Origin of the sequence: Paenibacillus sp. FSL P4-0081 (assembly GCF_000758565.1) — a bacterium.
Lineage (GTDB): Bacteria > Bacillota > Bacilli > Paenibacillales > Paenibacillaceae > Paenibacillus_AQ > Paenibacillus_AQ phytohabitans.
Genome location: NZ_CP009280.1, coordinates 4,848,672 through 4,864,177 on the forward strand (window position 1 = coordinate 4,848,672; position 15,506 = coordinate 4,864,177).

Sequence of the window (15,506 nt, forward strand, 5' to 3'; positions counted from 1 at the left end):
CAAGTATATTATAGCCATAAATAAGTGTCAAAAAAACATAAAATACCCCGCAAAGTAAGGTGCGTATACACTGCGGGGTACGTAAGCTTACTTTAAATTGTTAAACTGCAGATCGAGCGGCAAATCAGCTTTGCGCAGGAGCTGGATAATTTGCTGGAGGTCATCGCGGCTTTTACCGGTAACACGGATCTGATCCCCTTGAATGGTGCTCTTCACCTTTAGTTTGGAGTCACGGATCAAGATATTAATCTTCTTCGCGTTCTCCTGATCAATTCCCTGCTTCAGGCCCAGACGCTGGCGTACAGTGCCCAGTGAGGCGGGTTCTACTTTGCCAAAATCCATATTTTTCAGTGTAATTCCTCGCTTAACCATTTTCGACTGCAGGATATCAATAACCGCATTTAGCTTGTATTCATCCTCTGAAGCGATGATCAGCGCATCTTTTTCCAGCTTTAGACTGCTTTTGCTGTTCTTGAAATCGAAGCGGTTATCAATTTCCTTCTCCGTCTGATGGACCGCATTGGTCAATTCCTGCATATCCATTTTGGATACAATGTCGAATGAACTTTCCGAACTCATGATTCCACGTCCTTTGCTTACATTTAGTCTGTTCCTATTATATGAGAAAGGGACTCCTAAGTCTAATACTGGAAAGAAAAGCACCACAGGCATTACAAAACAACCCCACAAAGTGGGGCCCTGGCTTCCAGAGATAGAACGTAAAAGAGATAGAGCGTATAACTATGTATTAAGGATTACATTATAAAAAACACGTCTCCCGAAGCAAACTCCGGGAGACGCTCACATCCAGGTATTATCTGCTGCGTGCAGGAGCCCGGAACATATCCAGAATCCCGAGCACAATATGTGCCAGTCCGAAGCCCAGAATACCATAGCCCCAGGCACTCGGTGTCAGATAATAACCGAGGAGACTGACAATAATGCCAAGTCCTGTTACGATCCAGCTGACGGTCATGAGAGAATACACCTCACTTTGGAGTAAGAACTGTAAATCATTCCTAGGTTCTCCAATCCGCCGAAACCTATACATTGGATTTGCTATTCGGTTGTGGCACTCTCACCGTCAGAAGCAGCATTAGCTGCATCATCAGTGCCGGAGGCAGAAGTTCCGTCATCCAGCTCCAGGAGCAGCCGGGACGATGTTTTGCCATCGGTAATAACTTGTCCGTTTACTGAAATTGTGGTAGCCGGGGAGTAGCCGGATTTGATGTACATTCCTGCACTTCCGAGCGTAAAGCTCATATTATCGCCAGCCTTAGTGTTCCCGAAGCTTAGCTTCTCCCCCTTGGAGTTCTCGCCCTGGTAGACTTCAAGCCAGCTGACTCCCGTCGCGGCAATCTCTACCTGAACCGAGCTTCCCGCAGGTGCCGTAACCTTATAGATTGTCGTTTTGCCCGACTTGCGGTCCTCTGTAACCGTTATGGACTGCGTGGACGGAGTCGGGGAAGGCACCGGAGTAGCAGTTGGTGCAACAGTCGCAGTTGCTCCAGTATCCGTAGTAGCTGTAGCTGCTGCACCGCCGCCGGCCGCTGTGGCTGAAGGCTGAACCTTCGCCGGATCTTGCGTAGCGGCAGTCAAACTCCCCGAATCCGTTTTGTCCGCCTCTTCTTTATTCATCGTTGAAGATGCATACAGATAGATGACCACAAGGATTAAGACAGGAAAGGTCCACATCAGCAAGGTAGGCAGCCACTTGGCATTCCGTTCGGTTTCAGGCTTGCGGCTCCGCTTCTGGATCACTGTCTCCATGGTGGTATCGACCGGAGCCGCAGGCACATTGCCGTGCTCCTCCATCAGTTCATCCGGGTTTACCCCGACCGCTTCAGCATAGGTTTTGATAAAGGCCCGGACATAGAAACTTCCCGGAAGCACTTTATAATCACCTGCTTCGATGGCTTCCAAATATTTTTTGCGGATCTTTGTTACTTCCTGGACATCATCAAGACTCATCCCTTTTTGCAGACGCGCCTCCTTCAAATGCCGGCCCAGTTCCGACATACCATCACCTCCTAAAAATATTGTATATATTAAAGATCATCACTGTAGCTTGTCGTAAACGACTCGTACAATATCTCTTCGTTCGGCGTATTGCGCAGCTCGATAATGATATCGAAATCATCAAAGGTGTATTCGGATTCCCGCACAAAAATATCCGGATGCTCAATCACCTTGGTGCTCGGCATGCTCATGACATTCTGCAGCAGGTTGTAATGCTTCTCATTTGAACGGATGGTACTTACGATTCCGTCAATGATAAATACATTGTTCGGGTTCAGCTCATCATCCGCCAATTGGCTCCGTACCGTCTGTCGCAGCAGCGTAGACGAGACAAAAGTCCAGCGCTTCATGGCGCATACACTGCCGGCAATAATAGATTCTGTCTTGCCTACACGCGGCATGCCTCGTAGACCTATAACCTGATTCCCTTCCCGCTTAAACAATTCACCGAGGAAATCCACCAACAGTCCGAGCTCATCGCGGGTGAAGCGGAAGGTCTTGCGGTCATCCGAATCGCGGTCAATATATCGTCCATGACGGACGGCAAGCTTATCCACAAGGCGCGGAGAACGCAGTGCCGTTACCGTTATATTATCAACTTTTTTGAGCATTTCGCCCATCAGCATGATCTTCTCATCGTCACTTGTTTCCAGCAGCATCCCGCGGGTTTTGCCTTCAACACCGTTAATCGTCAGGATATTGACTTCCAGCATTCCCAGCATTGAAGCGATATCTCCAAGGAGACCGGGTCTGTTCTTATGTATCTTGTACTCCATATACCATTGTTTATATTCCACTTTTGCGCACCTCATAGATTCCTTTTCCCTGCATGTCACTTTCGCTACACGGGTCATGTTAATGATATATAAAAAAATTTTGAAAGGCAAGGACACTGTTGTAATAATTGCAGAAAAGCTCCCGCAAGGGGAGCTTCTTCCGCATGCTTATGCGTTTTTCTTTGCCAGTTTGACCATGAGTCCAGCAATGGTATGCTTCTCATCATCCGTTCCGACATCCCAGAGCTCTTTGATGGCCCGGTTGGAATAGTTGCCCGGATCGACCTTCTTATCGAGGAATTCCCCGATTTCAAAAGCCAGCTTGGTGATGGTCTCGTCGCTCATCCCCATTTTTTCGGCCTGAATGACCCGGTCTCCCAGAAAGCTTTTCCAAGTATCAAAGTTCTTCACTACGGAATCTGTTGACATCTTAAATCCTCCTCAAGTTGTAATGATATTGAGATTTAAAAGCAACAGTTATAATATGTCTCAAGCCGGAAGTTCTTATGCTGGAGCATTTCTCCAGAACTCATGCTGCCTGGCCTTAAGTAATCCAGCCGCCGTTCGGACTGATGATCTGGCCGGTAATATAGCCCGATTCAGGCAGCGCCAGAAAATAAACCAGCGATGAGATATCTTCAGGAGAAGCAAGCCTCCCCGCAGGGATCTCATCCTCCAGCATCTTCACCTCATCCGCCTGCAGATTGGCCAGCATGGCTGTTTGGACCGCTCCCGGTGCAACGGCATTGACTGTAACCTTGGAAGGTGCCAGCTCCTTCGCCAGTGCCTTGGTGAAAGCATTCACTCCGCCCTTGCTGGCCGAATACGCCACTTCACAGGAAGCGCCCGAAATCCCCCATACGGAAGAAACATTAATAATCCGCCCGTAACGCTGGGAGACCATATAAGGCATGAAAATCTGGCTGCACATAAAGGTGCCCTTCAGATTCACCGCCATAATATCGTCCCACTCTTCCTCCGTTACATCGGCCAGCATGCCATAATGCGCCTTCCCGGCATTGTTGACCAGGATATCCGGCATCATGCCGCTGGCCTCAAGCCGCTCGGCCATACGCACAAGCTGGCTGCGGTCCTTCATATCCGCAGCCACAGTCATCACCTTTGCCCCCAGCGCCATACACCGCCGGGCAACATCATTCGCCGCTTCATGCGAATTCATATAATGAATCACAATGTTCATGCCTACCGAAGCAAATCGCTCGGCGATGGCTCCGCCGATTCCCCCGCTGCCTCCGGTAATGAGCACTGTCATTTCGCCAATCGCTTTGCTGCCCTCTCCCGGTAATGCCATTAAGGACTCACCACAAGCGACACAGCCAGCTGCTCCCAGTCCACATGATTACGCAGCCGGTCATTCACTTCCTCCAGCGTGATCGATTCATAGAGGGGAAGCACTTCGAACAGATCTCCGCCGCGGAACTGGTAACGGGTGAACTCATGGGCAATGCTCTCCGGCGAATTCAGCATACGCAGATAGCCGCCGATTTTCTTTTTGCGGGCACGCTCGAAATCCTTCTCTGCGAAGCCCGTCTCCTGGATATGACCAACCTCTTCTTTGATCCGGTCAAGCAGCAGGCCCGGATCTTTGGTATCACCGCCGATTGCCGAGAACGCATATTGCGGGGAGCTGTTAAATTCATGGCCGAAGCTGTCCGAGATCAGTTCCTCATCATAGAGCTTCTGATACAGCGCCGTACTGCTGCCGAGCAGCAGATCCAACATCAGTCTGGTGGTCAGATCACGGCGAACTGCAGCCTCACCCGTGAGGCCATCCACCTTTTCCTTGAACCCGAACATCATTTTGGGAATGGAGACCGCGAGCCGGCTCTCCACATGCTTCGATGCCACCTCATGCGGCTCGTGCTCGAAGATACGGGTGATTTCACCCTGCTTCTCATAATTTTTACCCTTTTGATTGTTGCGGATCAGTTCAAATACCTTCTCAGGATCGACACCGCCGACAATGAACAGCAGCATATTGCTGGGATGGTAGAAGGAGTTGTAACAGGTATACAGCGTTTCTTTGGTGATGGTTGCGATTGACTCGATGGTTCCGGCAATGTCAATATGAACCGGATGTTTGGCATACATCGCTTCGATCAGCCCGAAATACACACGCCAGTCCGGGTTATCCGCATACATGTTAATCTCCTGGCCGATGATCCCTTTTTCCTTCTCCACATTCTCATCCGTGAAATAAGGACGCTGCACAAAATCAACGAGCGTACTGAGATTCTGCTCAATGTTCTCCGTCGCCGAGAAAAGGTATACCGTCTGGTCAAAGCTGGTGAATGCATTCGCAGATGCGCCGTTGGAAGCAAAGGTGGCAAAGATATCGCCTTCGGGCTCTTCGAACATTTTGTGCTCCAGGAAGTGGGCGATACCGTCAGGCACGGTGGTTTCTTCCCCGCCCGCTACCTTAAAGTGATTGTCTACAGAACCGTATTTGGTCGCAAAGGTAGCGTAGGTTTTGAGAAAAGACGGCTTCGGCAGCACATACACCTGCAGACCGTTATCCATAACCTCATGATAGAGTGTTTCTTGAAGTCTTTCGTAATGGAGCTTTTCCACCGCTATTCCTCCTTCCCTGTCAGGAAATAAATCGTATCAAGCTGGAAGGTGTCAGCCGCAGCCTTCACTTCTTCCGCCCCGATGTGGTCAACCTGGTCCATCAGTTCCTGTGCAGAACGGTCTTTGCCGGATATCTGGCGGTTGAAATCAAACGAGATCATCTCAAATGCGGAATCCTGAATTTCGGACAAAAGGTTGCGGATCATCGCTTTGGTCTGGCTCAGCTCCAGATCACTGATATTGCCGGCCTTCAGCTCATCAAGCTGCTTGCGGATGATATCAACGGCCTTGCCGTAATTCTGGGTCTCAATTCCCGATTGAATCGTCCCGATGCCCTTATGCCCGTCGTAGCGGGAGGAAGCATAATAGGCCAGGCTCTCTTTCTCGCGCACGTTGACGAACAGCTTTGAATGCGGATATCCGCCGAGGATGCCGTTGTACATGAGCGCAGAAGCGTATCTGTCATCCTTGTACGTGATTGAGGTACGCAGACCCATATTCAGCTTGCCTTGATTGACATCCAGCTTCTCCTCCACCGTCCGCACTTCCGTAACCGTTACCGGGGTGAAGTCTGAGGTGTACGGCGCAGATTCGGAATGATGCGCGCGGCTGAAATTGGCAATGACCAGCTTCTCCACTTCTTCCGGTGTAGTATCACCTACCACGTACAGATCAAGGGTCGCTCCATTCAGCCAGGAATTATAGGACTGGTACAGCGATTCAGGGGTAATGGCATCCAGATCGGCTCTTTGTCCGAGCGGATGCAGACGGTAGGGTTCAAGGCGGCACATTTCCTCAATGCAGCGTTCTGCCGCGTAACGGATTTTATCGTTCACAATCGCTTCCAGCTTCTTGCGGACGGTCTCGCGTTCAGTCGCCACATAGGACGCGCGGAAGCTTCCGTCCTCCAGCAAAGGCCGGGTCAATACTTCTCCCAGAAAAGCAAAAGATTCTCCAAGCAGGCTCTCCTTGCTCTGTACGAAGGAGTCATTGATCGTGTCCATCCGGAACTGCACGATCTGATAATCGCCGCGTTTGTAGATGTCGAAGCCGAAACCTGCACCATAAAGCTCCTCCAGACGTTCGCGGAACTGGGTGGTTTCAGGGTAGGAGGCTGTGCCCCGGCGGAGCACAAAAGGAACCAGCGCTGTAGGGGTGACGGTACTTTCGTCAAGCGGAACGCCGGCATAAAGTGAGATGGCGAACGTCTTGAACGCCTTGGTCGGCAGAACGTGTATGCGCATGCCTGCGGCGTTGCCATGTTGAAATCCATTATTTGTCAAGTCCAAAACTCCTTTGCGGCGTGGGTAGATGCTATACAACAAGTTTATGAAGTATTATCCATTCTAAACCATTCCAAAGTAAGGAAGCAACCGGAAGACAGCGTACCGGTTGCTCTCAGAAAGGATTTATACGGACGCTGTCATGCTGCCATTAATGCCTTGCTGTGCAAAAACATTCCTTCAGTTACATACAGAAAATATGCTCACCGATCGTCTTCACCTGCGGTCGGCTCCAGATCCATTTGGAAGTAGCTGTCTTGGGATTAAAATAATAGAGGCAGCCGCCGGAAGGGTCCCAGCCGTTAAGCGCCTGCTGCACTGCCTTGCGTGCCTGTTCATTAGGCTCCAGATAAATTTGTCCGTCAGCTACAGCCGTAAAGGCTCCGGGTTGAAAAATCACACCCGAAGGCGTGTTGGGAAAGCTCGGCGATTTAACCCGGTTTAGAATAACCGCCGCCACCGCTACCTGTCCTTCAAACGGCTCCCCGCGTGATTCACCGTAAACGGCATTAGCCATGATTTTCAGGTCATTTTCGGACAGCCCCATCGTATTGCCGGAAGACAGCTCAGCTGTATTCGTTTTGGCTGTATCATTCTTTTTTGCCGCCGTTCCGGATGATGTATCCTTATTGGCGGTCGATGTCTTGGGGGCTGTAGGTTTCCAGGCTGTTGTTGCATTGTACAGTTTGAGCTTTGTTTTGGCACCAACAACTCCGTCGGATTTCAAGCCGAATTTCCACTGGAACCAGGTGACGGCATTTTTGGTTTTGGCTCCGAACTGGCTGTCAATGGGACCGGCATAATAGCCAAGATGCTTAAGTCTCCCCTGCAGCTCATACACATCCTGTCCGGAAGATCCAAGCTTCAGCGGCGTTGTGCCAAAAGCGGGTAATGCTTCTTCCCCTTCGTCAGGAATTTCAGTTATAACCGGCTCTGCTGCATACGATTGGGCGTACGTCACGCCGCGTTCTTCAAAGAATACGCCGGCAAATGGTGCGGCGGCCAAGGCAAGGGTTAGTGCGGCAAAGATCCACTGCTTATGTTTTGTCATGGGGGTTCGCTCTACCTTTCTCTTGTAAGTTCTGCATGAATGGCTAAAGTTATTATGACGACTCACAAGACATCCTATGCATTACCGTAAGACTGGCAAGAGCAAATCCATTGCAACTGAGAACGATTATCAACTATACTTGGGTTATGAACCAACAGGAGTTGAGAAGAATCATGAATCTGAAGGACCATATCATACTGTGGAACCACGCTTTAATAGAAGTTATTGATATCCGCAAGGCCTCTTTCACTTCGGGAGAACCTCCGCTGCTGTACCGCCTTCCAGCCAGTACATATATGTATGTCGTACGCGGCAGTGCAACTGTGCTTATAGATGAGATTTCATTTGAAATCAGCGGCTCCAGTGTCATTCATGGCGGCAAAGGCATGATGATCAAAGTGCTCAAGACACAGGAAATCCTGGATTATTACTTAATTTTATACAGATCCACACTTACGCTCCCCGGACGGCGGAATCTTACAGCACTTATGGAGCGCAGCCGGCCTTTTAGCAAAATTTACAATTTCACTCCAGGCAATCCGCTTCCGCTGTACGAGATCCTGATCCAGATGTATGGCGAATGGCAGCAAGGCGGCGTACTCGAGCATCTGCATGCCAAAGCCTTGTTCTATCAATGGGTCCATGAGCTGCTCCGTCAGCTCCATGCGCAGGATATTCAGCCCCTCAAAGCGGATTCGCTGGACCAGGCAGTACGCTACATGCACGACAGTTACAGCAAACCATTCACGCTGGATGCACTCGCCGGCACACTCGGGATGAGCCCGAGAACCTTGTCGAGGCTTTTCCGGATGAGGCTTCAGACCAGCCCTGCCCAGTATATGATACAGATCCGTATGGACAAAGCCCGGGAGCTGCTACTGAATACAGAGTCCACGCTGCATGATATTGCGCTTGCCGTCGGCTACCCGGATGCATATCATTTCGGCAAAATGTTCAAAAAGCATTTCGGCACCTCGCCGGTAAGGTACAAAAATTCCCTGCTAACCGTGTCAAACTGGCCGGAAATACCATCCGCTGTGTCCGCTTATGACATTGCCTGGGAAGACACTCTCCGATATATTGATGATGATAATCATTATCAATATAACCCAAAAGGAGCGTCACCCATGTTCAGAACGGCTAAACCATCCCTAATGCTCACCTTGTTGTTATGCTTCACCATAGTGTTAAGCGCGTGTTCCGCAGGAGGTGCCAACAACACTACAGCGGGCAATGCCAGCAACTCAGGAGCCGCTTCGCCTGCTGCGACTGCAGCCGCTACAACATCCCCTGATAACACTGCAGCCGAGGCCCAGACCCGGACCATCTCCACCGTCAAAGGAGACGTAGAGGTTCCAGCCGATCCCCAGCGTGTGGTAGTACTGTATCTGCTGGGCGATGTCCTCGCACTTGGTATCAAACCCATAGGTGTATCTGATGTATCCGAAGGCGCAGCCTTTGAGAATGAATTGAAGGATGTACAGAAACTGGGCACCTGGTTTGAGGCTAGTCCTGAGGCTGTACTCTCGCTGGATCCCGATCTGATCATTGTTCCTTCTGAGGAGACCTATGCAGCACTGCATGACATCGCACCGACAGTGCTGGTCCCTTATGAGAAGATGACGACCGATGAGCGGGTAAGGTTCATTGGACATATTTTCGGCAAGGAAGAACAGGCTACCGGCCTTTTGAACAGCTTCAATGCCAAAGTGGAGGACAGTAAGCAGAAGCTGCAGGAAGCGGGAATTCTCGGTTCAACGGTCTCCATCATGGAAGGCGGCGCAGACCGCAGCATGGTAGTGGTCATGAGCAAACAATATGGCCGGGGTTCACAGGTCATTTATGAATATCTCGGAATGAAGGCGCCTGAGATTCTCCAGCAAAAAATTGATTCCAAGAGCGATATGGGCGGTGATTCCGTATCCTTTGAAGTTCTGGCCGATTACAGTGGAGATTATATCTTCCGTTCTTCCTACGATGGGATGGCTGATCTGACTGCCGATCCGCTCTGGAACAGCATTCCGGCAGTCAAAGAAGGCCGCCTGATGGAGATTGACTTCGGATTATCCTATTACAGCGATATCTATTCGCTGAACGCACAGCTTGATTTCATTGTGGACAAACTGCTTGCAGCACCCCGGGTGAAATAATTTTAGATTGACCACAAATTGCCTAACTTAAAAAAGATGACCCGTATCTCCTTCTACGGGTCATCTTTTTTGGGTTATGAACTGATTCTGTTATGCTGATACTGTTCAAGGGACATCAGCACCTCACGGGGCTTGCTGCCCTCGTAAGGCCCGATCACGCTTCTTGCCTCCATGGCATCAATTAACCGTGCAGCACGGGTGTAACCGACCCGCATGCGCCGCTGAAGCAGAGACACCGAGGCTTGCTTGGCTTCCAGCACAATCTGGACGGCTTGTTCATATAATTCATCCTGCGGATCCTGATCCTCCGATAGGGTATCATCCACTTCAGGAACAAGGGATTCATCATAATTCGCTTCACCCTGGCTGCTTACATACTGTACAATGGTTTCGACCTCCTGATCGCTCATGAAGGCCCCCTGGACACGAATCGGCTTGGAAGCTCCCATTGGCAGGAACAGCATATCCCCCCGTCCCAGCAGCTTCTCTGCACCCGGCATATCCAGAATGGTCCGTGAATCCACATTCGAAGATACTCCAAATGCAATCCGCGAAGGAATATTCGCCTTAATCAGTCCGGTAATGACGTCCACGGAAGGACGCTGTGTGGCGATGATCAGATGAATTCCCGCCGCCCGCGCCATCTGGGCAAGCCGGCAGATCGCATCTTCGACATCATTCGCCGCCACCATCATCAGATCGGCAAGCTCGTCCACAATTACTACAATGTAGGGCAATACCGCTGCCGGATTATCTTTCATTAATGTATTATAGCCTTCCATATTACGCGTGCCTGACTTGGAGAACAGCTCATACCGCTTCTCCATCTCCACCACTATCTTCTTCAAGGCAAGACTTGCCCGCTTGGGATCGGTAACCACCGGCGCAAGCAGATGCGGAATGCCGTTATATACATTCAGCTCAACCATCTTAGGGTCAACCATGAGGAACTTTACTTCATTAGGCTTCGCCTTATACAGGATACTGGTAATAATGCCGTTAATGCAGACGGATTTACCGGAACCGGTAGCCCCCGCTACCAGCAGATGGGGCATCTTGGCCAGATTGCCTATAATCGTCTGACCGGAGATATCCCGTCCGAACGCAATCGACAACCGTGACTCTGCCTCCTGAAAAATCTGCGTCTCCATTACTTCACGCATGGTTACAATTGAGACCTCGGAGTTCGGCACTTCAATACCGATGGCTGACTTGCCCGGAATCGGCGCTTCCATCCGGATATCCTTGGCTGCCAGCGCCAGCGCGATATCATCGGTAAGATTGACAATCCGGCTGACCTTCACGCCGATATCCGGTTGAATCTCATACCGGGTAACAGCCGGTCCCCGGACAACCTCAAGCACCTTCGCCCGGACACCGAAGCTCTCAAGTGTAGCTTCCAGCTTACGGGCCGTCTGCATGTAGTCATTCTGGTCTCCGGCCTTGGCTCCGTTATTAGGCTTGGCCAGCAGCCGGAAGGATGGAAGCTTGTACGGCTTGGGCGGAGGAGGTGGCGGAACTGCCGGAACCACTTCACCATTCTCTGCCGTTCCCAGCAGCCCTTCCAGCTCTACAGGAAGTCCGTCCTCTGCAGCTTCATCCGCAAGTGCAGGATGTCCGGCAGCAGCAGGGAGAGCCTCATCGCCCGCTCCTGTAACACCGCCGCCGCGTGCAGCCGGCGAGAACTCGCTCCACTCCTCCCGGTCCTCCGCATTCAGACCTTCCGAGCGGATGTGCTCGAAGAAGTCGCGGATGATCGGGGTAACCGGCTCCAGATCTTCTTCGGGGAATTCATCCTCGCCGAAATCTTCCGGCGGCATTCCCCTGCCGGCCGCAAGCCCGGATATTATCGGACCGTTCCGCGGTTCTGTCAGGATTACATCCGGCAGTTCCCCGTCATCATATTCTTCCGTCCCGGGCTGCTGCTGATTACGGGCGGAGCCGCTGAACCAGCCGGCCACTCTTCCCAGCAGGTTCGGCTGTGCACGTCTAGGCAGCTGATTATTGTTCTCTTCTTCATCGTCTTCGTAGTAGTCATCATCATCTGCCGGCTGCGGTGCAGCAGGTGTGCTGTTTCTTGCAGCTCTGGGCACTACCGGAACCGCTGCAGGGCGGTTGGCTGATCTGAGCTTTATTCCTTCCACCAGCTTAACCGCTCTTACCCGGAGCAGCGTAAACAGCTCCACATACGACAGATTGGTAATCAGCATGAAGCTGATCGCCAGCAGAACAATCATAAGCAGCTTGGCGCCCAGATTGCCGAACAGCCACAGTAGAGCTGCATACTCCAGCGCTCCGATGTACCCTCCGCTGATGTCCTTGCCGAGCATGTACACGCTGCTCTCACCAGCGCCCGGAGACAGTGAACCCGAGAGGTCATTATGTATTTGGGCCAGCACATTGCCCGGATGCAGCATTCCGATCGGTCCCAGCTTCTGCTGCATAGCCGAAATCGTACTCATCAGGCACATGGACAGCAGCAGCAACAGCCCGCCGGTATACCGGCTGTTCCAGGTGGACGGCCATTTACGGTGAATCATGACCATCAGTCCATAGAAAATGCCGGCCAGCGGCAGCACAAAATAGAATCTGCCGAGTAAGTATCCCGCCATACTTGAAAGAGAGCGCCCTACAGCCGCTTCACCTGACAAAGCAATGACGGAGATCGTAATAAGCAGAATTCCATAGATTTCATATTTTAAAACGCTGCCCAGCAGCGCTTTTTTCTTTTTCTTTTTTCTTTTTTTAGCCACGCCAGCCACCCCCACAACATTATACCATATAATGGCGTGGCGTACCTATGTTCTCTTTTGTCAGAAAATGCATCTATAGGCAGTATGTTCGCATTTATTTGTCTAATTGAATGACCGATCCGGGGGACAGGGCTGCCTCCAGATACCTGTGCAGCGGACACTGAAGCAGCCTGACAATCCGCGCCTGACCGCCTTCAAGCGGTTCGACCTGCATCAGCATCCCTTGATAGCTGACCTCCTGCACCGGCAGCGCATAATTAAGTGCACCCTCAAACACCTGCTCCATCGGCAGAATCGTATAAAAGGTCATTGAGTCAGTCCTCCCGGCGCCAGATGATCAGGCGAAAGCGAAACGTTTCCCGCAATCATTTGGTTCAGATGGGCCAGAGCAGCTCCTATACCGCCCACCTCATCCATAAGACCATATTTCACGGCATCCTGTCCGCCGACAGCGGTACCGATGTCACGGTTCAGCTCTCCGGTTTTGAACATCAGGTCTTTAAATTGCGACTCTGTAATACGGGAATGCGAAGTTACAAATTTAACCATCCGCTCCTGCATCCGCTCCATATATTCGAAGGTTTGCGGCACTCCAATCACGAGACCGTTCATCCTGATCGGATGAATCGTCATCGTTGCACTCTCGGCAATAATGGAATAGCTGGAGGATACCGCGATCGGGACGCCAATGCTATGGCCGCCGCCGATTACCACTGTCACAGTTGGCTTGGACAAGGAGGCAATCATCTCGGCAATGGCCAGCCCGGCCTCCACATCCCCTCCGACGGTGTTCAAGATAATCAGCAGCCCTTTAATATTCTTATTCTGCTCGGCGGCAACCAGCTGGGGAATGATGTGTTCATATTTCGTAGTTTTATTATGCGGCGGCAATACGAAATGTCCTTCGATCTGGCCGATAATCGTCATGCAGAAAATATCCGGCTCCCCTGTAGGAACCGCCGTTTGCCCCAGCTCCTTCAGCACCCCCACCGGTCCGGGCAGCACAGGTTCACTGACCCCGGGTTTGATCTCTCCAGGCATAATCTCTTCGTTCTTGCCGCTGTTCATGCTTGCTTCTGTGAAGTCCATTGTGCGCAGCTCTCCCTTTCTGCTTACAGCACCCATCCGCTGCAGCCATACTATCTCCTGGTAGTATGACATTCCGGGGGACTCCCTTATGCAAATCCGGTTATAAAATATCAGTCTGTGTTTGTTCAAGTTAATAGGGATCTGCTACGGCACCAAGCACTGCCCCCCGGATATAGGGTTGTCCATTCAAGCTCTTCAGACCTGCGGCAGAGCCGGTGACAACAACTCCCAGAATCCGGACATCTGCCGCGTCAGGCTCAGCCTTATCCTTTTTGAGGTACCGGCTGATCCGGCTGTATTCGCTATAATAATTGTCTTTATACTCCAGCCCGGATTGAAGCCATCCCAGAAAATCCACCGGCGATACCTCACCGCCATTATCATTGGGTCCGGTGCCGAACCCATAAATGCCTGAGGAAGATGATACAGGCTGCGGACTTATCATTACGCCATCCCAACCCTCGTGGGATTTCAGATAGAACCCGGAACTTTCGTCATACGTATCCACCCAATACCATACAGGTCTGGCCTCTTTAGGAAGCATTCTTTTCACCTCCTCGAAGGAATAGGGTTGATCAAAAGACAGCGCCATCTCAGCCAATTCATCCGGTCCCATCGCGGTAAGCAGGTTAAGGTCATTGAGGATTGAACTGTCGTATTCCACGCCCGGAATGTAATAGGCCATCTCCTTTTGCCCATTGTGCGGGTTATACTGCCGTCTGAACGCCTGGCTGTCCGGATTTCCCGGGGGCGCTGACTCCTGCAGATTGGTTGTTCCCCCATAAGCTCCGGTAGCAAACGGAAACCACCACTCGTTATAATTGAACCATTTCTCATTCCACGGAACAGGTACGCCTTCAATGATCTTATAAGTATTCATTTCCAGCACTCCAGATAGGAATCCGCGGTTGTCTCTATAGCTGGACGTATATTCATTGGGACTGCTAATCATCAGATATTTCCATTCACTCATCTTTGTCTCAGCGGAGCGGTGGGCCACCAGCTGTGCCGCACCGAAAAATATCGCGGTCAATGTAATAAGGGTAACGAGCAGTGAAATAACAATACTGCGGATTATGCTTTTACGTTTAGCTTTTTTTAGTGTCAGGGCCAGATTCTGATCCTCTTGTCCTTCCCATGGGGCTGTCATTCAGCCTCACCTCCGTAAATGTGTTGAAACTGCTGCCTGGCACGGTACAGAGAAGCCTTCACTGTACCTTCTGTGACTCCCAAGAGCGCAGCAATTTGTTTATAGGAGAACTCCATTTCATACTTCAGCAGAATCAGCTGGCGGTTCGCCGGGTTCATCCTGCCGAGGATCTTCTCAATAAGTATTTTTTGCTCCTGCTGCAGCAGCATGGACTCCGGGAGTTCGCTCTCCGGCGCTTCATAATCCTCCATTTCATCAGAATACCGGAACCGTGTCTGCCTCCGGCATAAATCATAGTAGCTGTTAATCGCTACCTTATAGAGCCAGGCACTGTACTTATGGCCGTCAATCCCGTCAATATACAGCAAGGCTTTGTAGACTGTATCCTGTACGATATCTTCCGCATCTGCACTTCCGGCACCCAGCCGGATTAAATATCTGCGTATTTCTGCCATTTTGGATTGGAGCAGCTGCTCTTTGTTTCCAGCCCCCACTTTCACACCCCCTTGGCAGTATAACGATTGAGCTCCTTAAATGTTGTGCCCGCCAGCAAAAAAATCTTATAGCTGCACAAAAATCCCCTCCTCCCCAGGAAACCGTCCAATATTTCCGGGGAGAAGGGGCTATTGCCCTGCATATATTC

Annotated in this window: 15 protein-coding genes; 1 reads left to right on the forward strand and 14 read right to left on the reverse strand. The window is 51.0% G+C overall.

Annotated features, from left to right (window positions below):
- Window positions 1-87: 87 nt before the first annotated feature.
- The 9 genes from P40081_RS20600 to sleB form a co-directional block, all read right to left on the reverse strand.
- Window positions 88-579 carry a YajQ family cyclic di-GMP-binding protein gene (locus tag P40081_RS20600; RefSeq protein ID WP_042138080.1) on the reverse strand — a complete coding sequence of 164 codons (492 nt, stop codon included), beginning with the start codon at window positions 577-579 and terminating at the stop codon, window positions 88-90.
- 235 nt (window positions 580-814) lie between these two features.
- Window positions 815-976 (reverse strand): hypothetical protein, encoded by a 162-nt coding sequence (locus P40081_RS39060; protein ID WP_167347618.1) that lies wholly within the window; start codon window positions 974-976, stop codon window positions 815-817.
- An 83-nt stretch (window positions 977-1,059) separates the two neighbouring features.
- Window positions 1,060-2,019: a RodZ domain-containing protein gene (locus P40081_RS20605; RefSeq protein ID WP_042138082.1), complete on the reverse strand. Its 960-nt coding sequence runs from the start codon at window positions 2,017-2,019 to the stop codon at window positions 1,060-1,062.
- 29 nt (window positions 2,020-2,048) lie between these two features.
- Window positions 2,049-2,816, reverse strand: a complete 768-nt coding sequence (locus P40081_RS20610; RefSeq protein WP_042138084.1) for a DUF3388 domain-containing protein — start codon at window positions 2,814-2,816, stop codon at window positions 2,049-2,051.
- A 147-nt stretch (window positions 2,817-2,963) separates the two neighbouring features.
- Window positions 2,964-3,224 (reverse strand): DUF3243 domain-containing protein, encoded by a 261-nt coding sequence (locus P40081_RS20615; protein ID WP_036692667.1) that lies wholly within the window; start codon window positions 3,222-3,224, stop codon window positions 2,964-2,966.
- A gap of 115 nt (window positions 3,225-3,339) precedes the next feature.
- Window positions 3,340-4,107 carry an elongation factor P 5-aminopentanone reductase gene (ymfI, locus tag P40081_RS20620; RefSeq protein WP_042138087.1) on the reverse strand — a complete coding sequence of 256 codons (768 nt, stop codon included), beginning with the start codon at window positions 4,105-4,107 and terminating at the stop codon, window positions 3,340-3,342.
- Entirely contained in the window at window positions 4,107-5,387 is a 1,281-nt protein-coding gene (gene yfmH, locus P40081_RS20625; RefSeq protein ID WP_042138089.1) for an EF-P 5-aminopentanol modification-associated protein YfmH, read from the reverse strand. The genes ymfI and yfmH overlap by 1 nt, the downstream gene beginning before the upstream one ends.
- A 2-nt stretch (window positions 5,388-5,389) precedes the next feature.
- Window positions 5,390-6,670, reverse strand: coding sequence for an EF-P 5-aminopentanol modification-associated protein YfmF (gene yfmF, locus P40081_RS20630; RefSeq protein WP_042138090.1), 1,281 nt, complete (start codon window positions 6,668-6,670; stop codon window positions 5,390-5,392).
- Window positions 6,671-6,854: 184 nt separating this feature from the next.
- Window positions 6,855-7,721 (reverse strand): spore cortex-lytic enzyme, encoded by an 867-nt coding sequence (gene sleB / locus P40081_RS20635; RefSeq protein ID WP_042138092.1) that lies wholly within the window; start codon window positions 7,719-7,721, stop codon window positions 6,855-6,857.
- Between the two features lie 173 nt (window positions 7,722-7,894).
- Between sleB and P40081_RS20640 the strand changes: the two genes are divergently transcribed.
- Complete coding sequence (locus tag P40081_RS20640; protein WP_042138094.1) at window positions 7,895-9,871, forward strand: AraC family transcriptional regulator; 1,977 nt, start codon at window positions 7,895-7,897, stop codon at window positions 9,869-9,871.
- A gap of 74 nt (window positions 9,872-9,945) precedes the next feature.
- Here P40081_RS20640 and P40081_RS20645 read toward each other — a convergent pair whose 3' ends face one another.
- The 5 genes from P40081_RS20645 to P40081_RS20665 form a co-directional block, all read right to left on the reverse strand.
- The gene (locus tag P40081_RS20645; RefSeq protein ID WP_042138096.1) at window positions 9,946-12,624 is read right to left on the reverse strand and encodes an FtsK/SpoIIIE family DNA translocase; all 2,679 of its coding nucleotides are present in this window, start codon (window positions 12,622-12,624) and stop codon (window positions 9,946-9,948) included.
- A gap of 94 nt (window positions 12,625-12,718) precedes the next feature.
- Window positions 12,719-12,934 carry a YlzJ-like family protein gene (locus P40081_RS20650; RefSeq protein WP_042138098.1) on the reverse strand — a complete coding sequence of 72 codons (216 nt, stop codon included), beginning with the start codon at window positions 12,932-12,934 and terminating at the stop codon, window positions 12,719-12,721.
- The gene (locus P40081_RS20655) at window positions 12,931-13,665 is read right to left on the reverse strand and encodes a ClpP family protease (protein WP_231575430.1); all 735 of its coding nucleotides are present in this window, start codon (window positions 13,663-13,665) and stop codon (window positions 12,931-12,933) included. Before P40081_RS20655 ends, P40081_RS20650 begins: the two co-directional genes overlap by 4 nt.
- Before the next feature lie 178 nt (window positions 13,666-13,843).
- Window positions 13,844-14,863, reverse strand: a complete 1,020-nt coding sequence (locus P40081_RS20660; protein ID WP_052421919.1) for an anti sigma factor C-terminal domain-containing protein — start codon at window positions 14,861-14,863, stop codon at window positions 13,844-13,846.
- Window positions 14,860-15,357, reverse strand: coding sequence for an RNA polymerase sigma factor (locus P40081_RS20665; protein ID WP_231575157.1), 498 nt, complete (start codon window positions 15,355-15,357; stop codon window positions 14,860-14,862). The genes P40081_RS20660 and P40081_RS20665 overlap by 4 nt, the downstream gene beginning before the upstream one ends.
- Between the last annotated feature and the right edge of the window lie 149 nt (window positions 15,358-15,506).